The following is a 25,466-nucleotide window of genomic DNA, read 5'->3' as shown; positions in this document are numbered from 1 at the left end:
CTCCACCTCGCGGTTCCATAGTCAGAGTTCCATATCTCGGCCGAATCCACGGGTGACCGGCGTACGACCGATCGGCGAGCTCCCGGTCATTCGAACATGCTCGCCCGTCGTGCCGGATCGATCAACATGTCGCGGATGAGCAGACCGAAATCGAGGTCACCGCCGATCGAGTGATAGCCGATATCGGCGAGCACCGTTGGACCCGCCATCACCGTGAAACGCGCGGTGCGGTGCGCGGGCTGCGTCCAGTACACCTGCACCGCGGGGTCCTCCACATCGACGGTCCGGTCCCCGAGCCGCAGGGCCAGGCGGCCCGCGTACCGGTAGAACACCGCGCGCAGCTCGCCCACATCACCGAAGACCCCGCCGAGCCTGCGCGAGTCCATGGGCACGACCTGCAATCGGCCGGTGGCCGGATCGAAGTTCGCATACGCGCCGAATCCGGTGAAGGGGCGCACCAGAATCTCACCCGCGCCGGCGCGGGCCTGCGGCCCACCGCCGTGTCCGTCCGCCGCGAAGCCGGGGCGACGCGCGGGTCCCGACGCCGGACCGCCGGGCGCTCCGGGCGTGCCCGGCGGCGAGGTCGGTGCCATGTGCTGACCGAAGGTCGCCTCCGAGCGGCCCGCATCACCCGCCCACGGTGGTACGGCCGCGGAGGGCGGACGAGGCGGGTCCGAATACTCGTGCGGCTGCGGTGCCACCGCATTCACCGGCGGCGTGGGCGACGGAACCGGCGCGCCGGGGTGCCACGGCACATCCGGAGCCGTGGGCGCCTGTGTCCGCTCCGGCCCCACCGGGGCCTCCCACAGCGACGCGGGCATCTCAGACAACTCGGTCGGCCGGGGCGAGACCAGCGGTTCCCGTGCGTCATTGCTCCCGAGCGGGTTGGGCACCTCCGAAAACCCGACGGGCTCCGGCAGTCCCGGAACTCGACGCAACTCGAGACCATCCGGCGAGTTGGGCACGGCAGACGGCTCGGGCAACGTCGTCGCCCGGGGCGAGGTGGGAACCTCCGGCAATTCCGGCAGTTCCGGTCGCTCGGGTAGCCCCGGGGGTACCGGTAGCTCGGGCAACGTCGGCGGTGCGGGCCGCTGGGGCGGGGCAGGAGGCTCCGGCAACTCCGGAACCTCAGGCACGCCCGGCAGCTCCGGCAATCCTGGCGGCACGGGCAATCCCGGCGGCACGGGGACCTCAGGCGGCCGAGGCGGCACAGGAAGCTCCGGAACCTCGGGCAGCTCGGGCAACCCCGGCGGCACCGGAGGTTCGGGTACCCCTGGCGGCTCGGGTTGCTGCGGCCCCCCGGGCGGCTCCGGCAGCTCCGGCAGCTCTGGCAGCTCCGGCAGCTCCGGCAGCTCTGGCGGCTCCGGCAGCTCCGGCAGCTCCGGCAGCTCGGGCGGGTTCGCTGGTTCGGGCGGGTTCGGTGGTTGGGGTGGGGTGGGGGGTGTCGGGGGGTCGGTGGGTTGCGGTGGGGGCGGGAAGGGCCAGGGGGGTAGGTCGGCGGGAGGGATCGCGGCGAAGTCGGGGAGGTCGAACTCGATGTCGTGGGGCGGGTGCGGGATGTGGGAGCGGTAGCCGCGGCGTGGGCGGTTCAGGTCGTGGTCGTCGGGGGCGGACGGATCGATAGGAGGTTCGTCGCCGGTGGGGTCGGTGGGCGGCGGGGTGACACCGTCGCCGGTCGGCTCGGCGGTGGGAAAGTCGAGTGGGGTGCCGCGGCGGTGGTACTCGGCAACCAGGTCCGACAGGGCGCGGATCTCGGCGGCGGCCGTGCGGATCTCGGCGCGGAGCGCGGCGTGCGCGGCTGTCAACTGGGCGGGGGTCAGCGCTTCCCGCTCGTCGCGCTTGCCGTCGCGGAAGTCCTCGTCAATCTGCGTGTACCTTTCCGGGCTGACATCTGTCAGGTCTACGCCGAGCATGCGCGCCCGATCGCGGTCGGGCGCGGGCGTTCCCATCATGGCGGTATCGCGCTCGGCGCGCTCGGCGAGCACATCGAGGAACTGTTCCAAATCACCAAGCAGCTCCGCCAGATATCGCGCGGTGTCCCGGTGCCGCACGTGCATCACGCCATCGACGATCCGGGGATCGCGCGCGAACAGATCCGGCCGCTCTCGCAGGTAGTCGGCGAGCATGTCGAGCCGCTCCGCGAGTTCGGGATACCGGTCCGCGAGAGCCGCGACGCTTTCCATCGGCCGTTCCCGCAGCGAGTTCGGCTCGATGTCGAGTTCGTGGACGAGGTTGTGGACGAGGTCGTGGAAGTCGCTACCCGCCATGGTCCGGGCGTGATCAGCGGGGGCCTCCACGCGCGAAGCGCGTAGCCCGTTGTCGCGCAGCAACTCCCGGTCGGCGGGGTGCGGGCGCGACGGGGCCGATCCGACCACCGACGGGTCGACCTGATCGGACGAGGTACGGCGCGACCCCCGCAGTTCGGCGACCACCTGTTCGAGCAGGCGGGCCAGCACCTTGGCGGGTTCGCTGGCGGCGTCACCGTTGAGCATCACGTCGGCGAAGGCATTGGCCAGCATCTCGGCGCGGTCGGGCCTGCCGTAGTGGTTGCCGTCGTCGAAGCTGTAGCCCGTCAGCGTGGCGAGCCAATCCTCGAACGGCCGCAGATCGCCGTTCCAGCCGTAATGATCGATGAAATACCCGGTCAGAGCGGCCATCGCCCGGTCCCTGGCGGCCATGAACGCATCAAAATCCAGAACGTGCGCGAACTCGTGCAGAATTACGGAGTAAGCGGGCCGTTTGCCGAAGCCGACGGGGTGGAAAGCCCCCTCCTCCGCAGCGGTGAGCGAGACGGCCCACGCCCTGGGGTCAGCGGCCCAGTCGGTCTTCACCACGATCTTCGTGCGCAGCCTGCCGTCATGCCATTGCGGCCTCGCCTCCGCGTACCGGCGGTCGGCCGCCAACGGCTCGATCGCGACGGCGTAGAGACCGGCGTCCGGCTGGCGCGTCATCATGTCGTCGATCGCGCGCGCGATCTCGCGCAGCACCTCGGTGTCTACTCGCGCATTGTCGAAACCGGAGACCTCCAGGTCGAACCGCTCGCGCAGCCGGTCGGCGATCTCGTCGCGATGCAGCCCCGACCAGGTGTCACCGGGGCGCGGCGACCATTCCGGTCCAGTCGCCCAGTCGCTGCCGTCGAAATACTCCGGACCGTCCGCATCCAGCGGTTGCCGCATACTCGGCGGCTCGATGGGCTCGGGCTCGGCGAAGTGCCGCACGGCACGGGCATCGTAGAGGTCCCCTTGAATGAGGACCTGGTCCAGCGCCGAGCCGAGATCGTGATCCAGGATCGGTTTGAACCGCCAGGTAGCGTCCACCGGCGGCCGACCGGTCCGCCACTCCAGGATGACACCGTCGTTTCCGGCGAACACTGCCGCTGTCGCGCGGTTGCGGGACCACGAGGTGGAATCGCTGACGTCCGACCGGGACAGGATGTGTTCTTCGGCGGAGACATCCTGGGTGCCGCGCGGTAACGCGGCACCCAGCAAGGCGGCCGCATAGGCGGGGTTGAGAGTTCCGTCGTCGAGCAGCCGGGGGATGCCGCGGTACAGAGGCGTGCGGTCCTCTCCGTCGGGCAGCGTGCCCTCGTTCATGACCGCACCGTGCTCCGGACGGGTGAATCGGACTACGACCTCGGTGAAGTCGCCCAGCTGACCCTTCGGCTCGGCCTTGACGATGGTTACGTCCGTAAAGCCGTAGCGTTCGGCCTGCTGACCGGTATGGGTATACCAGGCGGCGGCGTGAATTGTGCGACCGTTCTGTATGGAGGCGTCGAAGCTGGCCAGATTGTCGGTGAGCAGGCCGCCGCGCCCGGACCAATTGCCCTCGATGACCTGGACACGGTCGCCGAGCGCTCGCCAGGCGTCGGCGAACATCGCGGAGCCGGATGGGGTGTCCGGCCCCACCTTCACGTCGAGGAACAGCACACCGTCGGCATCGACCCTGGCGAAGATCCCGTAGTTGTCGTCCCCACCGTAACGGTTGACGTAGACGGTCCCGCCCGTGGTGAGCAGTCCGCCACCGGGTACCGGCACCTCCGTATCCGGCAGCCCGTCGGTCTCGGCATAGTCGGCCAGTTCCGCGAGCCGCGCCAACACATCGCGATGCCACTGCTCACGCCCACGCGCGACGAATTCGGGCCGCAGGTCCGCCAGCCGGTCCCGGTATATCTCCAGTTCGACCGCATGCAGTGTGTGCACGACCGGCTCGACGGTGCCGTCGGGACGGCGATGCTGGAAGTATTCCGTGAACGGGCTCAGCGTGTCCGCCGGGCCCGGATCGTTGCCGAAGTTCAGATAATGGCCGATTCCGATCACGGCGTTGTTCGGACCGATCATCCAGCCGTATCCGTCACGGCCGGGAGCGTCGGTGAGGATATTGAGCAGCCCCAACTCAAGCGCGCCCGGCGCGTCCAGGTACAACTCGTGTGCGCTCAGGAACTTGTCCGCGATCACCGTGCCCGGGATCGGCTCCAGGAACAGCACATTCGGCTGCTGGCGGAACACCTGTGGAACTCGCGCGCCGAGCGCCCGGCCGACCATCATGGCCAGTTCCTCGGCGTCGGCATGCCGGATGTCGCGTTGGGACTCCTCGGACGGACCGGTTCGGATGACGACGCGGTCCAGCACGGTGCCGTTGTCGTAGGTGATGCGCTCGGTCCGGCGGATACCGGTCTGGTCGCCGATGGGTTCGCGAGAGCGGATTCCGGAGTCCAGGGCGGCCCGGACCCGGTCGGCGAAGCTCTGCTTACCGTGTGCCGCATCCCATTCACGGCCGTACACGTCGGCTAGCGACTGCTCGCCATTGACCGGACGATGGCCGGCGAGGACGGGGCGCAGCGCCTCGAGGCCCGCCTGATTGGCGACGCGGTCGAGTTCGGCGGCGGGAGCGTCGGGCACCGCGCGCTCGACCTCGGCTCGGGTGGCGTCGAAGGCGTCGGTGTAGATCCGTTCCAGTTCGCTCACCGGAAGGTCGTGGTGGGCGGCGCGCAGCTGCCGCGCCGCGACCACTTCCAGTGCGTAGGCACGGCTCTCCCGCGCGATCATCCGCCGGATGTAGTCCTCGCGGGTGGATTGCAGCCGCCGTTGGGCGACGGTGATCGGGTCGCGGCGCGCCAGATCGGCGTGCACCGCGGCGTGTACCAGGGCGAGCAGATGCTCGCTGTCGGTGGCACCCGGGTCGAGCACGAGGGTGTTACGCGCCGGATCGTATCGAGTCGGCGCGCCGGACCGGTGCAGGACCTGAACGCTTAGCTTCTCGAATGTGTCTCTGGCCCAGTGCAGGTCGGCGTGGTTCGACAGTTCGCCCAGCAGTCGTCGGACGCGGGCGACGGTCGCGACGGCGGCGTGGTTCTTCGGGACGACCTCCGACGCACGTTCGGCCGGGACCGCGTCCGGCCCGTCCAGGGAGTCCACCCCGACACGGCCGTCGTCGTCGATATGCAGCGCAAGCCACTCCGGTGCGTCGATGCGCGAAATCCGTTCGGCGACAGCCGGATCTCGACTCACCTCCGACAGTAGGCGAGCGTGCTCGCCCGCCGGCGCCGCGATCACAACACGGTCGGTCGCGCCGGGGAGAATCGCTACATGGTCGCTGAGCAGTATCCCGTCGGCGGGTAGCAATGCGGTGAGGACGTCGCGGGCGGCGCGCGCCGACCAGTCGTCGGTCTGCTCCTGCAGGTGGAATCGTGACGACTCGTACCGGTCGGCGAGATCGACGGCGGAACGCAGATCGTGGGCGAGTCGGCGCAACTCGGCGCGGCGGTCCGCGGGCGTGGCCACCGCGGCCAGTTCGGCAGCGATATCCGTACCGCGTTCGCGCGCCGCATCCCGCACGGCCGCCGCGCTGGCGTCCGGATCGAGCCCCAGGTTCGCGGCCAGCTCGGACAGCTCGATTCGAGCCATGGTCGCCCGCAGCCGCGCGTCGTGCTGCCGTAGAGCCGAAATCCGCAACTGCCGCCCGATTTCCGGAGTGGTCGGCGAGTGCGGGCGTGGTCCGTCCCGGGTATCCGGATCGGTGCGGGCTCGGTCCCACAGGTCTCGATAGTGGTCGGCATAGGTCTGCCCGTCCGCGGACGTCAATGCGGCGATATCCGCGCGAACAGCATCCGCCGCCACTTCCCGAGCGAATCGATGCGTCGCCTCGGGGTCGCGCGCCAGCGCCGGATCTCGGTGCGCGAACGGTGCCATGGCCGCCTCGCGCACTGCGCGCGCATAGGCGTCGTGGAAGGTCCGCTGGATCCGGCGCACCGCCTCCGACACCCTGATGTCGTAGCCGCGGTCGCGCAGTTCCTGCGCCATTTCGATGCGCCGGACCGCGCCCTCGACCTCCCGGTCGGTCAGCACGCGGACGAACTCGTCGCGGTCCAGGGTCCGGATCAGCTCATCGGTCCCCCGACCGTCGAGCAGCTCCCGCACATGGACCGATTGCTGCGCCATGTCCAGTACCTGCCGCAACCGACCGTTTCCGCTGGTGAAGATATCGACCGGCGCTCCGATGGCGCGGGGCGCGGCGGAACCGTGGTCGAATAGGGACCGGACCGGGGCACTGTCCACGAGGGCCAGGATCTCCGTGCCGATATCGGTCTGTCCCAACAGTTCTCGTAGGTGGATCTCCGAGTCGTCGAACCGTGTCGGAGGCGAGGCCGGAACCGGGTCGGGCGGCGTATCCGCACCGACCACACGCCGCGACGGCTCCGGCGACACGGTGCCGTCGCCGCGCCGGGGCAGTCCCTCCGGCGATCCGCCGGTGGTATTCGTCTGCTGGGCGATCGCGTCCAACATGGCCCAGTACAGCACCTTGGCGGGCTCGCTGGCCGCCTCGCCGTTCAGTTCGACATCGGTGAACGCTTCGGCCAGCACCTCTTCGCTATTGAACTCGCCCCGGCTGAAACCGTAGGTGCTCAAGTCTCGCATCCAGGCGCGGAATGTCGCGACCTGCTCCGGATTGTCGACGTCGACCGGACCGTGGGTCGTGTCGTAGTAGTCGATCAGTGTGTCGATCGCGGACTGTCTGGCACGCATGTTCCCGGCGAAGTCCAGGGCGTGCCCCAACTCGTGCACGATCGTCGAGAAGACCGGGCGCGCGCCGGAGCCCGGCACGATACCGCGCGATTCGTCCCGGCGAAGCAGGCGGGCGAAGGTCTCCGGGTTCGTGGCGAATCGCTCGTTCAGGACTATCCGATCGGTGTACCGGTCACCGGCGGCGTCGGGACGCGAGGGCCAAGCCTCGGCATACGCCTTCGGGTCGTCCGCGATCGGACCGATCACGATGCGGCGCAGGTCGATAGCACCGTACCGGGGCAGGACGTGTTCCAAACCACGGGCGACCTCACGCAGTACCTCAGGATCGACCCGCGCAGTGTCGAAACCGTCCACCTCGATACCGAACTGGCCGCGCAGCCGGTCGGCGATCTCGTCACGGTCCAGCGTGGACCAGACATCGTCGGGGCGGGGTGACCAATCCGGATCGGCAGCGGGCGGGAACTCCTCGGTGTACCATCCCACGCCCTCGAAGTAGTCCGACCACGGATCGGCGTCCTCCGGATCACGCCGCGGTGCCGGTCCTTCCGGGGAGTCGCCCTCTCGTGGCTCGGGATTCGCGATGGATGGCGGCGGGTGCCCGAGCCGGTGCAGGCGATCGAAGACGGCGTCGTAGCGCCGCTCGGTGTCCACCAGGTCCGTAACCCGATCGAGCAGTTCCTCCGACAACCCCCATGCCGCCTGATCCGCGAGAGAGAGCTGCCCAGCCAGTGCGAGCAGATCCTCGACGGTGCGCAGGCCGGTGTGGGCGAGTAGGTCATCGGGGGTGGGCAGGCCGATCCTGGTCAGCCGCAATGCCTCCGCAGCCTCGGCGAGCGCTTCGGCGGCCAGTGCCCGACCTCGGTCGGCACGGCGGCGCGCGGCGCGCGCGTCGTGGTCACCGGCCGGTTCTCGAGACAGGCTCCGGACCGCCTGCTCGGCGGCGACCAGGTGACGCTGGGCCTGATCGAGCCTGCGCTGGGCCACCTCGAGCCGGTTCAGCGACTCCGACGGCGGCGCGTAGTCGGCGTCGGCCCGGTCACCGGTCAGCGGCGGCCGATTCGCATCCCAGTGCAGCCCCTCCGAGGCGGCCACGTGCGCATTGGCCTCCGGCCAGGTCCGTGGGTTGCCGTTCGCCTCATGGGAATGCAAGTAGGCCGCTTCGGCCAGAGCGTCCCGCAGCAGCAGGATGTCCTGCGGGAGCGGTGCGCCGTCGATCAGCCGCTGCCATGCCTCGGCGACATCGGCCACCGCGTCCAGTCGACGGCGAGTCAGGATTCCGGTGTCGGGATCTTCCATCAGGTGTAGATCCCGCATCAGGTGGTTCTTGATCGCCAGGAGTTCCCGGCCGAGCCTGGGCACGTCCACCCGCATGTGCTCGGTCAGCACCGCGGCGATGTGATCGGTGTCCGCGCCCTCGAAAATCAGCTCGCGGACGTGGTCGACAGTCCCTCGAATCAGGTCCAGATCATCTTCGTTGAATCGGTCCCGCCAGTCGTCGGCCACCGAGTCGATGGCCTCCTGAACGGCACGCAACTGCTGGTCGACATCGCCGGTCGGGTCGATGCCGCGGTGGCCGTCCACCAGCGCGCGACGCACATGGTCCACGAATTCCCGGGCGGAATCGGCGCGTTCGGTGCGCCAATGCCGCTCCAATCCGGCGGCGATCCGTAGAACGTCGCTGTCGTCGGAACGGAATCGGGCGTACTCGGCCTCCGCCCACATCTGCACGTCGGCCCAGCGTCGCTCGGCGCGCAGGCGCTGGGTGGCGTAGTCGGGGTCGAGCTGCGGCCGATCCGGGTCACCCGGGTGGGTCCACCGCACCCGCACCATCGGCTGGCTGTCGCGTGCTGTCGATCGGAACCACGGATGGTTCTTGAACTGCCAGCGATAATGCCCCGGGTTGTCCGGGTCCGGCACCCAACCGAAGCCGAACAACTTCTTCAGCTCGGTGAACACCTTGATCACGGCGTACACCTCACCCACGAAGGGCTGCGTGTACGTGGACAGATCGGGGTCCATGAGCGGTCCGCCACCGGGAACGCTCGACAGCAGATGCTCGTTCACACCCTCGACCGGCTGTCCGGTGGCCGGGTCCACCGGTCTGCCCATGATGGCGTCCTGGATCGTGCCGTGCACCGGGTTGAACCCCCAGCCGCCGGCGCCCTCCGGATAATCGCGTTCCTCCGGTGATTTGGGCAGCTTCCCGGTGTCACGGTTGGTGATCCATTGCGGTCGGTTGGGATCGACCGCGTGCCAATTGCCCTCGCCGTCACGCCATTCGGTCCAGCGGGGACTCAATGGATCGGTCGCGAAGTGCCGGACGGCCGGACCTGGGGTGTCCACCACCCGCCAGGTGCTGTCGCGGTCGGCCAGCACGCGCCGATACTCGATCTCGGCGTTCCGATACGCCATGGCATCGGCGGCGCGGGAACTGGTCGACAGCGCGTCCCACAGCGCCGCATCGTGATCGGCGTTCGGACGCCCGATCGCGTCACGTGGTCCGAGCACGATGATCCTGGGCCGCTCGCCGTCGATGATGCCGACCCGATCGGTGAGCGGGTGAGCTCCCGCGTCGGTGAGCGCCTGCCGGTACGCGCCGGCCAGCCGGGCCAGCTCGTCCTGCAACCGCCCGACGTGGTTGTGGGTCTCGTTCACATCTCGGGCCGCGTCGGCCAGGCCCGCGATGTCGTCGGTTCGCCGGGGCTGTTCGGTCCGCAACCGGCGGAGCGTGTCGTCGACGTGCTCGGGTGCCAACCGGGCCTCGTCCACCCGGCCCTGATCGTCGATGACGCCGAGCCGTTCGGCGAGATCGTCGCGCATGGCGCGGCGCGGTTTGATGCGGTTCAGTTCCCGCGCACGCTCGGCCGCTGTCCGGTCCATGTCCGCGGTGGGGGTCTCGGCCCGGACTTCGCCGACATCCAATCCGTTGATCTCGCGGTCGATGGCGGCCAGTCGATCGGAGAGTCGGATGACCTCCTCGGCGGCGGCGACCAGTTTCGCCAGGGTCTCCCGCCGCTTCGCCAACTCCGCCGGGCCCACCTGCTGACGCACCTGGTAGCCGCTGTCCTCACCGATCGCGCTCACGTCGACGGTGCGGTACCCGAGTTCCTCGAACTGCCGCAACTCGGTATCCGCGAGCCTTTCCCGGGTTCCCAGCGCTTCCTCGGGCCGGGCGATTCCCAGGTACTCGGCGCGGTTGTTCCGTTTGACCCGCTGGAACTCCAGTTCCCGCACCACCCGCATGCGTTCCTGCATGAGCTGGTCGTGCCGGGCCTGGGCGTCGTCGCTCGGCTGCTGCGTCGAAGGCTCTGGTGTCGAAGGCTCTGGTGTCGAAGGCTCTGGTGTCGAAGATTCGGAATCGGAGGTGCCCGTGTCCGCGGCGGGCTCCGGGCCGCCCGTCGCGTCGGTGCGCGGCGTGGACTGCGCCTCGCCCGGCACGACGGTGGCCCGGATCAGCCAGTGACCGTCATTGCCGAGATCACGCACCGAGTCGACCCGCAACGACAGGCCGTGCGCGAGCAGCATCATGGGCATGCTGGCTCCGTACGGTGACAGATCGCCGAGGTACAGCGCCGGAGTTCCCGGCGGCAGGACGATCTCGAGGTGAAACCGCGCGCCCAACATCGATGGGAGAGCACCGATCCCGGCCTGAATGTAGCCGTCTACGTGGCGGGTCGTCCCCTCCAGCTCGCTCGGTGGCACGCCGAAGAGGTTCTCCGATCCGGCCACCGTGACCATGAGACCTTCCGGTGTCGGGTGCAGCCTCAGCGCCGCATCGATCAGACCGATGGCCCGGGTGGTCTCCGCTGCGGCGGACTCGGTGTCCCGCAGCGCCGCGTCCACCCGGTCGCGCGAGTTCGGCGCGTCCGCGTCGGCGCGCCCGACGTAGTCGCGCAGAGCGTCACGCTGATCCTGGCCGAGCCGTGCGTGCGCATCCCCCCAGACCTGCTGTCCATACCGCACGCGCGCACCGAGATCGAGCGTGAATTCGTCACCGTCACGGAGGAAGCGGACCGGGGCGGCGGTGTCGGGTTCGGGGCGGGCATCGGAGGTGGGGGCGTCCGGAGGTTCGTTCGGCGAACGGTCCGGTGCTCCGCTCGGCTCCGGGCCCTCGTCGTCCGGACCGTCGCCGAGGCGCTGACGCACAGCGTCGAAGGCCGCCTCGGACTCGCGACGAATGCGGTCGAGGGCTGTCTCGGTCTGCCGTAGCAACTGATCGAAACGCTGGTCGTTGTCGTGCAGTGCCGCGTCGAACCGGTCCAGCACGTCATTCGGATCGGTTGCGGTAGCGGATGTTTCGGCGGGCGAATCGACGTCCGGGACCGCGCCCAGGTCATCGCGGGTCACGGTGATCCGGCCCTGGTCGTCGAATCCGATGAGCAGGCGTTGCACGCGGGCACCGCCGTCGGCGAGATCGGCGAGATTCTGATGGTGCTGGCGCGCCTCATCCCATACGCCGGCGGCATCGGTGTCGGTCCAGCCCACCACCAGAATGTGCGGCGGTCGGCCGTCGACCACCCCCACCCGATCGGTCACCAGCCGGGCTCCGGCCGTGAGCAAGGTGTCGCGTTCCATGGCGACGGCCATGGCGCGGTCCAAGGTGTCGACGCGTTCGTTCGCGGACTGGAAGCGTCGGGCCGCCGCCTCCAGGGCATCGAGTGCGGCCATGCGCGCGGGCATCTCGTCGACCCGCACGGTCGCCCCGCGCAGCGCCTCCACCCTCGGTCCGAGGTCGTCCCCGAACAGATCCGACTCGTTCACCGGCAGTCCGGACATGGCCCCGCGCAACGCGGCCAGAGCGGCATCACGCTCGCGCACCGCCGCCGCACTGTCGGCAGCGAGAATATCCATGACCGCCCGCCGCCGCGCCGCCTCGTCGAGCGCCGCCTGCTCGCTCCGTCCGGCCTCGTTACCAGCCGACTCCGGTTCCGCGGGCACAGGTTTCGCCGCGCCGCCGGACGGTTGGCTGTCCGGCGGACGATTGCCCGGCCCCACCGGTGGCGTCGCGGGCGGCGGCTCGTCCTCGCCGGGCCCGTCCGGTCGGGCGCCGGGATCGAGTGGTGTACTGGCGTCGGCGGCGTCCTCCGGTCGCGAACCGGTCGCCGGCGTGGCACTGTGCGGCTGCCCGGCCTCCGATGAATCGGGTTGCCGTGCCGCGGAATCGGCAGGTGGGCCGACGCGGTCCAGCAGTCCGGTGAGTTCGTTCTCCAGCCGGGCGAGCCGGGCGTCGGCGAGGTGAAGCCGCCGCGCGGCGGATTCGAGGGCGTCGAGGCGGGCCTGGCGTTGCCGCATCTCGTCCGCGCGCATGGTGCGGGTGCGCTGGTATTCGAGAGTGTCGTCGAGGCGACCGGGAGTCAGGTCGGCGGCGTCGACCGGAATTCCGTCCAGGGCGGCGTCCAGGGCGGCCCGCGCGTCGTCACGTTCACGGGCGGCAGCGGCGACGTCCCGCTGCAGCCGGGTGCGCTGCCAGTCCACATCCGCTCGCAGCCGGGACATCTCGGCTTCCAGGCGAGTGATATCGGCGGCGGCGTCGGACAGCCGCCGGACGGCCGCCGCCAGCGCATCGACTCGCACCTGATGCGCGGGCTGTTCGGCGACCGGCACCGTACGGGCGCGCAGCGCCTCCAGGGTGTCGCCGACCCGTTCGGGTGCCAGATCGGCGGCCCGCACCGGGTGTCGCTGTCGTTCCAACTCCAGGGCCGCCTGTGCCGCATCGTGTTCCCGACGCGCGGCGGCATGCTGATCGCGCAGGTCGGCGTAGTCGCGCACCACCGGGTGCACCTGGCGGGTGAGTTGCTGCTCCAGCCTGGCGGCTTCGTCCTCGAGTGCGTGAACGGCGGCTTCCGCGGCACGCAACCGCCGTAGTGCCGCGTCGAGAGCGTCGATCTGGCGGGAACGCTCCGCCTGTTCGGCGACGGGGGTGGTTCGGGCACGCAGATCTTCCAGCGTGTCCGGACGCAGCTCCGACTCGGTCACGGGGTGGCGGGACAGCTCGGTTTCGAATGCCCGACGGGCCGCGTCGAGTTCCGTTCGGGCGTTGTCGATTCGGCCGCCCACATCGATGGCCGCTTCCTCAGCGACACGCCGCTGGTGCTGCTCGACGAGTTCCGCCAACTCGGACAGCCGATCGGCGTGCTGTCGCAGGTCCGCACGCAGTTCGGCCTGGATCCGCGCGAGTTCTGCCGGGGTGACGCCCTCGTGCTTCTCGATCTTGCCGTCGCGGTATTCGGCGAAGACCTTCGCCAACCGCTCGGCGTCGGCATCGGTGACATCGACGCCGATGATGCGAGCCCAGTCCCGTCCCGGCCGTGGGGGCCCGTCCACCCGCTCGAAGTCGCGCCGGAGCGCCGCGTCCCGGAGCGCGTCGACGAACGCGCCGGGATCGCCGACGATATCTCGCACGTATCCCGAGCCGGACGGATCGGAGATCCGCACCTCACCGTCGGCGGCGCGCGGGTCGGCAATCCGGTTGCCGCTCGGGACCTCGGCATACGGATCGGTGTCGAGGAGGGTGCCGGCGAACTCCGCGAGCGCCCGCCGCACCAGCTCGCTGTCACCGGCGCGCTGCCGCAAGGTGACCGCGTCGAACAGCGCACGGGCGTCGAGACCGTTCACGTCTGCGTGAGGCACGAAGATATGGGCGTGCGGCGGCCGGGTTTCCCCGCGCTCCGCGAAGTACGGATCATCGCCTCTCAGGTACCGGCCGGGCCGCAACTGGTCGGGATCGATGCCCAAGTGACGGGCCAACCGGTCTCGGGCGGCGGCCACGGTGTCGGCATCGATGTGCTTCGACACCCGCCCGACGTACTCGGCGAGATCGGCGAGGCGTTGGCGTAGCCGAGAATTCCGCTGATTCGCGGTCGCCAGCGCATCGGCGACGGCCTCGGGGTTCACGGCCCGCGGATCGATGCCCAGCCGGGTCAGCAGCTGCGAGCGGGCCGCGGCGAGGGTGAAGAAGGTCTCGATATCCTTGGCGCTGCGGGCGAAATCGGCGAGGCCCTCGATCTGCGCCGCGCGCAACGCCGTGTCGAGCGTGCGCTCCGCAATGGTGCGTTCGAGCAGTGGATCGCCCGGATCGAGGCCCAATTCCGCGGCGAGATGGTCGATCTCGGCGCGCAGTACGGCGGCCGGACGGTTCGCATCCGCCGGTCGGCGCACGGGCCCCACCGTCTCGGTGTCCGACGTGACATCCGGGTCCGACGTGACATCCGGGACGGACCGCCACGGCCCGTCCCCGTCACGCAGCAGCGTAACCTCCACGTCGCGGGCGTCCACCTCGCCGCGGAAATGCCGGACCTCCGGCGTGTCCGCGGCATCGAGATGCAGCCGCCCGGTGCGATCCAGCCATGCATCGCGGTAATCCACCACGGCGGCACCGCTATTCACCGCGTCGGCGATATCCGGATAGTCGGCCAGGGCATCGGCCAGCAGTCGGGCACGGTCGCCGTGACCATCGAGGACCACGACCCGGTCCGGCCCGCCGTCCGGGTCGGGCAGCCGCACCACGGCGGTACCGAGTGGCTCACCGTTCTGCGCCATGGTCCATTCACCGAGCAGATGAGTGAGTCGCTCGGCGTCCTCGGCACGCAAGTGAGGGGCGGCGACCCGCGCGAAATCCGCTAAAGCCGCGGTCTGGTCCCCGATTTCCCGACGCAGCCGATCCAGGGTGTCGCGCAGTCGCGCCTCGGACAGTTCCCGCTGCACGCGGATCCGCTCCGCGCGGTCCAGCCCGTCGAGGATCTCCCCGCGATCGGCGGGTCCGAGCGTCGCCAACACCTCCCGCAGCTGCGCGGTGTCCAGAGCCGCGAGAATGCCCGCCAGTCGCCGCTCGCCCAGATGTCCCAGCAGCGGTTCCAGCTCGTCACGGCCGAGTCCGGACAGGTGGTCGTACAGGTCCGCCGCGCTCCAGTCCGGAAAGTGCAGCCGGAAGTCGGCGGGGTCCACCCCCGCGAGCACGGAATCCAGGACATCGGCGGGCGCCTGCGACACCAGTTCGGTCAGAAAGTCGATGTAGAGATCGCCGAACAGGCGCAATCGCTCCGACGCGGACAACTCCCGCAGCGCCCGCGCCGCCTCATCGGCGGTCAGATCGGCGAGGTCTCGCGGCCCCAGCCCGGACAGTTCCACCCCGAGCAGCTGTGCCCACACCGAGCGCTCGTCACGGATCTGGTCGCGGCGCAGCGCGTTCTCGAAATGCTCGCGCAGTCCGTCGGTTTCGACCTCGGAGATCTCCCCGCCGCGTGGATCCGCCCAGTGTAGGCCCGGCTCGCCGCCATTGTTGACGCCTTCCCAATACAGCAGCACGTCCCGGTTGTCCGCGGCGGCCAGCTCCTCGAGGAAGCGGCCGAGCGGGTCATTGTCCACATCGGCGATCCGGTGCAGGAACGGCAGGCGGGCGTCCTCGGCGATGTAGCGGCGCGCCGCGTCGGCCAGCCCCTCGATGGCGGCCGCCCGCCGCAAGGCTCGGTATTCGTGCTCAGCGAGAATCCGCCGCACGGTCTCCGAATCAGTGTCGGGCAGCCGGATTCCGGCCCGCTGCGCCGCGGCGTGCAATTGCTCCTCAGGGCTCAGCGGGATGGTGTCGGCATTGTCGCTGTCGGGCCGGTTCGCATTCGAATCATGCTGTGCAGGAGCAATCTCCGGGAGATTCAGGGTGTCCGGGAAGAAGGTGTCGTCGGGATCCATGAGCCCGGCGAGCTTCAGCTCCTCCTCCATCTCGGCCAACAGTTCTGGGTCGGCCTCGTCGATCCAGTACCGGTACTCCTCGCCATCATCGTCGAGCAGCGGAACGTGGTCACCGGCCTGGTCGCGGGTACGCCCGGTGGCGAGCCAGCGCAGAAACGGAATTCGGCGCAGCAGATCCATGAACGGCATGCGCTCACGGTTCTGGCCCATGGTGTAGCCCTCTTTGCCGATCCGCGCCGGATTGAAGTCACCACCCTCGGTGAGCCCGGCCAGGTCGGAAATCGCGGTCAGGCCGCGGGTGTCCTCCCCGGACCCGGACGGATACTTGGGGTTGCCGCCCTCGTAGCCGAGGGTGGAGGCGCGCAGCTGATCACGGAAACGCTGACCGAGCAGCCCGTCGCGCTTGGCGATCTGCCATTCGATCCGCGCCAGCTCCCAGCGCTCGCGCAGGGTGAGCCGCTGCCCGGGATCGGCAAGTACGGTCAGCAATTCGCGATGGCGGGTGTCGAGCGGATCGGCGGGCAGTAGGTCGGGCGCGGGTTCCAGCGTGCCTTCGGACGGATTGTCCGCAACCACGCGCAGTTCGCCGTTCTCATCCGGGCGCAGGGTGACCGTGATGCGGTCGCCGTCCACCGCGAGCATCAATCTTCGGGTGCCGTCGGCGGTTCTATCCGGCGCCCGGGTCCGCACCGCCTCGTCGAGGGCGGCGATATCCTCACCACGCCGCACCGTCTCGGCGCGCAGATCCGCCAGCGTGCGGGCGCGGTTGTCCGGCGTCAACGCACTCGGTTCGAGACCGAGCAACCGCGCCCAGCCGTCGCGGGTCGCTTCGATCTGTCGGCGGTGGACAGCGTCGGTGGCGGTGTCGTGCCTGGCGATGGCATCGCCGAGGGCTTCGATGGCGCCGGCGGTCAACAGGTTCCAGTAGCGCTGTGCGGCGAGGGTGCGATCCACGGCGTCGGCGCGCAGGTCGGCGTCGGTGAGGCCCAGTCGTTCCGCCAGCCCGGCGATGAGATCGGCGGTGGAGGGTACCGGCGTCGGAGTCGAGCCCGGTCGAGGTGCGGCGCCGCCCGGCACCGGCCGGGAATCGCCGTCACCCGACGGCAGTGCCGGACTCGGCGGAGTGGGCGCGGTCAGCCTGCCGAGTCCCAGTGCGCGCAACTCGTCCACCATGCGCTGGCGCGCCTGTGGATCGGCCTCCCGCCAGAAGTCCTCACCGGCGTAGAGTTCATCGACGGTCAGCGGTGCGAAATCGTCCGGATACCGCATGCCGGCGGCGTTGCCGGAGGTATCGAGGAACCCACGGGCGCGGGCCATTTCGGCCAGTTCCCGCAGCGTGCCCAAGGGGTCCCGGTTGCCCACCAGGGCCTCGGTGAGGTCGAGGGCGGCTGCGAGCCGATCGACGTAGTCGCGCTGCGCATCGGTCAGCGCGACCGGGTCGAGCCCGCCCTCTCGTACCTCCGGTTGAGCGAGGAAGCGGCGGATGCCATCCAGGGGGTCACGGTCCGGGTCGCCGGGCCGTGAGTCGTCGTCAGCACCGCCGTGGGGCGGCTCACCCGGCGGATCGACGGGCCCACCGCCCGACGGCGGGGTAGGAGGCGGCTGCTGATCCCCACCTTCCGCGCTCGGTCCGGGAGCCGAATCGCCGACATTGCCATCGCCCGGTGGTGTTTCCGGGGGCGGCCCCGCGGGGACGGCCGCGCCGTCGCCGGAACCCGGCCCCCGCCCGGATGGGCCGCGCGGAGTCGAGGCACCGGGTTCATCATCACCGGCGTCCGGATCCTGTCGATCGTCTCGCCCCTCAGCTGGCGACTCCCGTTGTGGCACTGCCGGTTCAGAAGGCCCACCCGAGCCGCGGAACTTATCGATCGCCGCATCTATCGCCGCGTCGGCGGCTCGGGCGGCCTCGTCGAGCCGCTGATTCGCCTGTCGCGACAGTTCGTCGAACCGCTCGTCGGCGGCGCGCAGGGCGGCATCGAATCCCGCCAGGATGTCGGACGGGTCCTGCGGCGTCGCAGCCGGTTCCGAGTTCACATCGGCCTCGTCCGGCCGCTGTGTTCCGGCATCCGCCACCGAGTCCGGGATGGTCACGTCGGTGTGGGTGACGGTGATTCGCCCCTCGGCGTCGTAGTCGATCGTCAACCGCCGCACCGGTGCACCGCCGTCAACGAGTGCCGCCAGCTCCGGATGCGACCGCCGGGCGCCCTGCCACACCTCGAGCGCGTCGGTACCGCCCCAGTCGACCACGAGCACGACGGGCGGGTCGCCGTCGACTACGCCCACCCGATCGGTGACCAACCGGGCCCCAGCCGTCAGCAGCGTGTCGCGCTCCATCGCGGTGGCCATGGCGCGGTCCAGGATGTCGAGGCGCTCACTCGCGGCGTCGAACCGCCGGGCCGCCGCTTCCAGCGCCCGCACCGCGGCCTCACGCCCGGGCATATCCGCCACCCGCATTGTGCGGCCGAGCAGATCCGCCACTGTATGCGGCAGTCGGTCCGGGGTCAGATCCGACTCGTTCACCGGCAGTCCGGACATGGCCTCGTGCAGCGCGGCCAGAGCGGCATCACGCTCGCGCACCGCCGCCGCACTGTCGGCGGCGAGAACATCCATGACCGCCCGCCGCTGTCGGGCGGCGTCGTCCAGCGTGTCCGACTCCCGCCGCACGGCGGCGTCGATCCGCGCAATCGGATCGCTGTCGGACGAATCCGGCCCCGTCGAAGGCGCTTTCGTCGAACCATCGGACCGCTGGCTGTCCGGCGGGTCCCCGGGCCCGTTCGGCGCGGTGCCCGGGTCGCCAACAGGATCGGACGGACGCGCTCCACCGTCGGAGAGGCCCGGCAGATCGTTCCCCAGGCTGCCACGATCGAACAGTCGATCGAGCTGATCGATCAGATCGGCCAGGGTACGGAGTTGATCCGCCCGCGTGCGGATATCGGCGCGGATATCGGCGAGGGCGGCGGCGAGATCGGCCGGGCTGAGGCCCTCGTGCTTGTCGATCCGCCCATCGCGATACGCCTCGTAGACCTTCAGGAAGGTCGCGTCATCGGCCGCGGCGAGATCGACGCCAGCGAGGCGCGACCAGTCCCGACCAGGCTGCGGGCGAGTGGACGGATCACTGCCGGGCAGCGCATTGTCCGGTTCCGGTTCATCGCCGGCGCGGGCGACCGCGTCGGCGATGGCCCGGCCGAAATCGAGCGGATCGCCGGAGGGCGTGGCGTCGGCGATGATGTCGCGAAGTGCCGGCAGTGCGTCGATATCGTGCACGGCCGCTTCATTGTCCGCGTTGCGCGGGTCGGCGCTGTGATCCCCGCGAGGTATCTCCGAGTAGGGGTCGACGGCAATGAGCGCGGCGGCGTAATCCCGCAGCGCGTCGCGCAACAGCTCGCTCTGCCCCGCCCGCTCCAACCGGAGAATAAGCTTGCGCAACTTCCGCGGATCGAGCCCTTCGGGGTCCGGCACCCGAACGAGGCGTCCTGCCGGATTCTTCGTGTACTTGTTCGGGTACAGATCCGCAGCGTCGACCCCCAACCGCGCGGCCAGCGCGTCGCGGGCGGCATCCACGGCCGCCGGGTCCACGCCACGCAGTTGCGCGGTGTAGGCGACCAGATCCTGGATCTGCTGGATGCGCAGGGCGCGACGCTGTGACCTGTCGGTGAGACCGTCTGCGACGGTCTCGGGTGTCAGCTCCGCCTCCGAGGCCCCCAGCCGCTGCGCCAGCGGGGCGCGTCGCTCGGCGAGGCCGTGGTAGGTCTGAATGTCGTTGTTGGTCCGGATGTAATCGGCCAGCGCCTCGACCTGCCCGGCCCGCAGCGCGTTGAGCAACTTCCGCGAGGCGATGGTGTCGGCCGCCCGTCCCGCGTCCACTCCTGCCGGCGTGATCCCCAGCTCATCGGGACCGAAGCCGAGTTCCCTTGCCAGGTCACCGATGTCGCGCATCAGTTGCTCCGGCGAACGCGGAGGTGCCCCGGCGTCCCCAGCCGGGTCGGTGGGGCCGTCCGCGGCGGGCATGGCCGATACCGGCTCGACGGTATGCGGCACCGGCGTCCATTCGCCGTCTCCCGTCCGCACCAGGGTGACGGTCAATTCGCGCCCGTCGATGGTCTCGCGGTGGTGGTGCACCTCGGGAGTGGGGACGGGATCGAGCTGGGTGACACCGGACTCGTCGGTCCTGACCTGCCGGTAGTCGACCTGGAGTGTGCCGTCGCGCAGATCGGCGGCCAACTCCGGATGCGTGGCCAGGATGTCGGCCAGGACCTCGTCGCGGTCGCGGGGTCCGTCGATGACGACCAGCAGATCGGGTTGGCCATCCCCCAACGGGATTCGCGCGATCTGATCGCCATATGGCACACCCGGCTCCGGCGACCGGTCGGTCTGCGCCAATTGTTCGGCCGCCGCGGCGGCGAAGTCGGCGAGTCCCTCGGCGCGCGCATTGTTCGCCGCCCGCAGCCGATCCAGCGTGGCATCCAGGCTCTCGGGAGTCAGGTCGCGCAGATCGACACCGAACATGGCTGCCCACGTGGACAATTCGTCGGCCAGCTGATCGCGGCGCAGGGCATGCTGGAAGTACACTGGCAGGCCGTCATCCCGGCCCAGTTCGGGATTCTCGCCGACCTTGTTCCACTCCGGCAGCGGGTCGGCGCCATTGTTGGCACCGGGCGTGCCGCGCAAACCTGCGCCATCGCCCATGCCGTTCATCATCTCGTCGACGAAATGACCCATGGGGTTGTCGTCGAAGAAGCTACGCGGTACACCACCGATCGGGAAGGCGCCGCGGTCACGTCCGGCGTTGTCGGTGCCGGGTGCGCCGTCCTCCTCCCGCCACGAGTAGGGGCGGGTCGACTCCTCGTTCAGGCGGCGCGCGGAATCGCCCAACCCCTCGATCGCGCTTGCGGCACGCAGGATTCGGTACTGTTGCTCACCGAAGACCCGGCGGACGGTCGCAGGGTCCTCATCGGGCAGCCGGAAGCCGAGCCGTTCCGCCATATCCGTCAGCGACTCGTCGTTCGGCGGTGCGTCGGGTTCGACAACCGGCTCCACATCGGTGGCTGGCGCCGGGATCGGAGCGCGCTCCAACTGATCGGCCTCGTCCGCGGTGATCAGGCCGCTGTAGAAGAGGTCGTCGATGATCCGCTGCCGGAGGTCTGGGGCGGCGACGGTGGCGAGCAGGTCCAGCAGCCGTGACGCGGCCTCCGCTTGCGGAATCAACTCCTCGTTCGCCAGGTCGAAGAGAATGCGTTGTCGCAGTTCCGGATCGGAGGTCAGCTCGAGCAGCGACTCGAGATCGGCGCGGGCCTGCTCCGGCGTGATCAGGCCGTTGCCGAGGGTGGCGATGATCCCCTGCCTGGCCGCGTCCGGATCGGCGTCGGTGATCCACGGGCGATATTCGTCGCCGTCGGCGGTGCGCAGCGGCATATGCTCCCCCGCCTGTGTCGCCAGCCGACCCGACAGGAGTTCGAGCAGCGGGATGTTCTCGCGCTGATGCCAGAGCGTGAACGACTCCTTCAGAATGCGCGCCAGATTGGGGAAGTCGCCACTGCCGACGGCGTCCGAGGGTGGTGCGAACACCGGGATGTCCGGTGGCGGCGGAGCCGGTGGGGGCGGCGGGCCGAACAGATCGGGGGCGTTCACGGCCGAGTCGCGCAGTGCGGTCTGACCACGACCGTCTTCTCCGGAACCCGACGGGTACTTGGGGGCTTCCCCGTGAAAGCCGCGCACGTGCAGGGCATCGCGAAGCCGATTCCACATCCGGTGCACGGCGGAGCTCCGCCGTGGAGAAGTCGAATCCCTTGTACTGGGCCGATTCTCTCCCGTATCGACACGCCAGCGGTCGGCGCCGTCGGGGACCAGTCGCAGCGGCACCGGTTGACCGTCGACATCGATTGTGGTGGTGCCCTCATCGGCGGGCGGCAGGATAGCGGTGGGTTCCAGCGCCCCGGAATCACCGGACTCACCGTCCGGCTGAGTAGCGCCGGGCGTACCTTCATCGCCCGGATCGTCCGGGGTCGCGGGTGCCCCGGGTGGTTCCGAAGGCGGCCTCGTACCACCTCCGGCACCGGGTGCCGCCGCCGGAGCCTCGGGACCGGAATGCTCACCGACCTGCTGCTCTGGCCGTGGAATCCGCTGGACACCATTGGTTCCGGTGGATCGGTTCGAGTCGGCGGCAGCGGCGGCCAGCGGATCCACCGCGGGCGACGGACCGGACGGTGAGGCGTCCCCGTCGCCCACCGTCGCCGGCATGGCGTCGTCGCCGTTCGGCTGCGCGCGAGTGGCACCGTCGCCCGCGGACTGAGCCGCGTGATCGGGGACGGTTCGCGTCTGGCCGTCCTCGTCCGGCGCGGGCCTGCTCCCGCTCTCCTCATCGGGCGCGGGCCGACTCTCACCCCCCTCATCAGGCTCCGGTGCGCGGTCACCGGTTCCGTCCGGCTCCGGGCGCTGGCTGTCGTCGGCTTCCGGGCGTTGGGCTTCTTCGTCGTCCGGTGGGGATTGGACGTCGGCGTCGTCCTCCTCGAGACGGCGCAGCAGAGAGCGCGCGTAGTAGGCGCGGGTCTGTTCGGTGAGCGGGAAGAGCGGCTTGCCGGCATCGTCGAACAGAATGGCGTGTGAGCTGTCCAGGTCGACAGGGATCGTGGGTGGGAAGGGTTGCCGCGAGCCGTCGGTGCCATCGCGGACGGTCACCTCGCCGCCCTCGTGGGCGACCACGTAGACCCGTGCACCGGCATCGGCCTCGACATCGATCACCAAGGCGAAAATGCGGTCGCTCGCACCGCGCCGGGCGCGGTGGCGTCCCTCGTCCCGCAGCCGCTGGGCCATCGCGTCGTGGTCACGGAACCTGCGCGGTTCGCCACCCGCCGAGAGCACCACCTCCTCCGCGTACATCCCCTCCGGGCCGACTTCGCGGTCCGGAACCCGAATGTCGTCATTGCCGGTGACGTCCCGGATATAGGCGAGGGCCTGTTGGACCTGGTTCGGATGCTCAGGCGGGCCGTCGGATCGCGCGTCACCATCGGAGCCGGACTCCGGACCGGTATCCGAATCTCCGCCATCGGTGCGCGAACCATCGCCCGCCCGTGCGCGGTCATCCGCTGTCGAGTCATCACCGGGCCGGTCGTCGTCCGAGCGCACGTCATCTCCGGCCCGCTCGTCCTCACCGGCTCGAGGATCGGCCTCCGGCCTCGGCTGTGCGGAGGCGTCATCGGCCGCACCGTCGGTGTCGTCACGTCGATTCGACGGCCGGCCGTCGGAGCCCGGCGGACGTCCCGTCGTCCCCGCGTCCGGCAGCGGAGCGGGTGCCGGAGGCGGTACCGGTTCGGTCTCCGGTGTGGCAGTGCGCGATTCACCGTTCTCGGCTTCGTCGGCAGCGCGCCGCGGTGCCTCCGAATCCGCAGTCCCGGCCTGCACCACCGGGGCGGGGTCCGTCGATGCCGCGCCCGAATGCGGTTGAGCCGCACCGGCCCTCGACGAGTCCGACGCAGTATCGGGTCGAACCACCGGTGCGGTGCCGTCGCCGTCGCGCCGATCGGTAGCACCTGCCGAGCTCGATTCCGGACCGGTCCGCGGGATCGGGGAGACCTGCGCGTCGACCTGCGGTGCGGTGCCGGGGCGCGGCGACACGGTGCCCGCCGGGGGACGAATCTCGCCGCCGCGCACCGGTGCCGCACCACGAGCATCTGCCCCCGCGGCACTACCGGCCGTCGGCGCGGGCATCCCGGATACGGGTGCCGCACCGCCGGGCGGCGACTGCGCGGAATCGGCCGAATCACCCGTGTTCGCACCGGCAACGCGCGCCGAACCAGCCGGGGCACCCGTGCCGCCCGCGATGGTGCCGTCGACCGGCGCGGCCGAGGTGCCCGCGAGCGGTGTGACTCCGGTGGTGCCGCCATCCGGCGCTCCGGAATCGGTCGACCGGCCGGAATCGGTCGACTGATCATCGGATCTGCCGGCGCCACGGGGAGTTTCACCGCCCGAACCGGGCTGGCGCTGCTCGGACTCCTCCGCGTCTCGGGCGGCGGAGTCCCCCGCGTCGCGACCGCCCTCGCCGTCCGGCTGCCCAGCGCTCTCCGGAGCGGAGGCCGCCGGTTGCGCACGCGTGCCGCCGGAATCGGCACCGGTCCCGCTGTCGGCGCGGTCACCGGCACCATCGCTGCGCGCATCGGTATCCACGCCAGGGCCGACATCGCTCCCGGGACGCTCGCCCGTCTCTTCGCCCCGGTCCACTGCGCCCTCATCGCGGGAATCGGCGCGGACGCCCGAATCCGGGCCACCCTCATCACGTGCGCCGCTATCGGCCGCGGCCCCGGCGCGGTCATCGGAACCGTCGGACACGCCATCACCGCGATCACCGGCGGTCGCGTCAGCACCGATATCGGTGCCCGTGGTGTCACCGGTGGAGTCGTCCGCACCACCGGTGGGCGCCTGCGTGTCGTTACCGGGGTCCGTGCTGTCGTTCCGTCCGGTAGGCGAGTCGCCCCCCGTGGCATCCCCGGCAGGGATACCCGCGCGGGTGCCGGACGCGTCGCCCGTTCCCGCGCCATTGCTCGAATTCGCGTCTCCTGCACTGTTGTTCGTGCTCGAACCGGCGGAACCGTTGTCTGCGCCGGGAACACCCGCACGGGAATCTCCGGAACCGGCAGGGCTCTGGCCGCCACTCGGATCTCCGGCCCCGTTCTGCCCGGTCGCGGGAGCCGAACCGTCACCGGTCGTGCCTCCGCCTCCCGTCGGCGGTATTCCCGCCGTATTGCCGATCCGGTTCAGGCCCCCCAAATCCGGTGTCGTGTTGTAGATGTCGGGATACTTGTTGTGGTAGTACTGCGTTGCCGCGGCCTTGCTGGCGCCCGTCATCGCACCGCTCAGCACACCCGCTGGCGCCGCGCCGCCCAGGATGGCGTTCCAATCGGACGCGGAGTTCTTGAAGTTCCCCCACGCCTCGTCCCAACTCTTGTCGTAGACAGTCAGATCGAGGGCGAGCTGAGTCCCCGCACCCGCATAGACTCCGACGGTGCCACCCACCAGACCCGCGGTCGCACCGGTGAGGGCACCCGACATCCACGGCTTCATCCGATTGCCGAGCCAGTCGCCCACCTTGTCGCCGATCGGCCCGGCCGCCGCGCCACCGGCACCGGAGCTGACGGCCGTCACGACCACCTGGCCCCAATTCATATCCCGGCGATGGTCCTGGGACATCTGATAGGCCTGGATCCCCACCTCCTGGCCCACACCGATGGCGAAGTCGATGGCCACATGCCTGGCCACGAACCGCAGGATGGTGTGCATACCGGCGACCCGCCGCGCCACCGCCGACATCAGTCGCATGGCGATAGCGCGAATTCCGAAGCGCGTCACGGTGATGGCCGCAGCCGACACCGCGGGCGCGGTCGGAGGGAAGATCCACGCCGCCGCGATCTCGGCTGCCAGCAGGGCCAGCGACGTGATCATCAACAACTTCGCGTAGTCGATTTCGGTTCCGACATCGTCCGCCGCGAGAGCCAGGTTCTCGAACGCCTCCGCCATTTTCTCCAAGGAGCCGTCACCGACGCGCAGGCTGTCGAACAGCTTGCGCATCTCCTCGGAGCCCTCACCTACCGGGTAGGCGGCGAAGGTCGCGCTCTTGGCGTCATCGAGGTACGGCAGGAGTTCGCGGATACCTTCCGCTGCCGCGCGCCAGTCGTCGGCCAGCGCCCACATGCCGTCCTCGTCGCCATGCGGCCACTCCGACCCGGCTACCCACTCCAGCCATTTCAAATAGCCGGGAATATCACCCAT

The 25,466-nt window shown here is 70.1% G+C and carries 1 protein-coding gene; it reads right to left on the bottom strand.

What is annotated here, in order from left to right:
* Window positions 1–86: 86 nt before the first annotated feature.
* On the bottom strand, window positions 87–25,466 hold the full coding sequence (locus QMO76_RS06960) for an ADP-ribosyltransferase (protein ID WP_306360355.1): 25,380 nt from the start codon (window positions 25,464–25,466) through the stop codon (window positions 87–89).

The sequence above is a fragment of the Nocardia sp. CC227C genome, assembly GCF_030767025.1.
GTDB lineage: Bacteria > Actinomycetota > Actinomycetes > Mycobacteriales > Mycobacteriaceae > Nocardia.
This window is presented reverse-complemented; position numbering and strand designations above follow the sequence as displayed.

What these genes read in the sequence shown, in the direction of transcription:
- QMO76_RS06960 (WP_306360355.1), bottom strand. Translation starts at nt 25,466, where the DNA reads ATGGGTGATATTCCCGGCTATTTGAAATGGCTGGAGTGGGTAGCCGGG.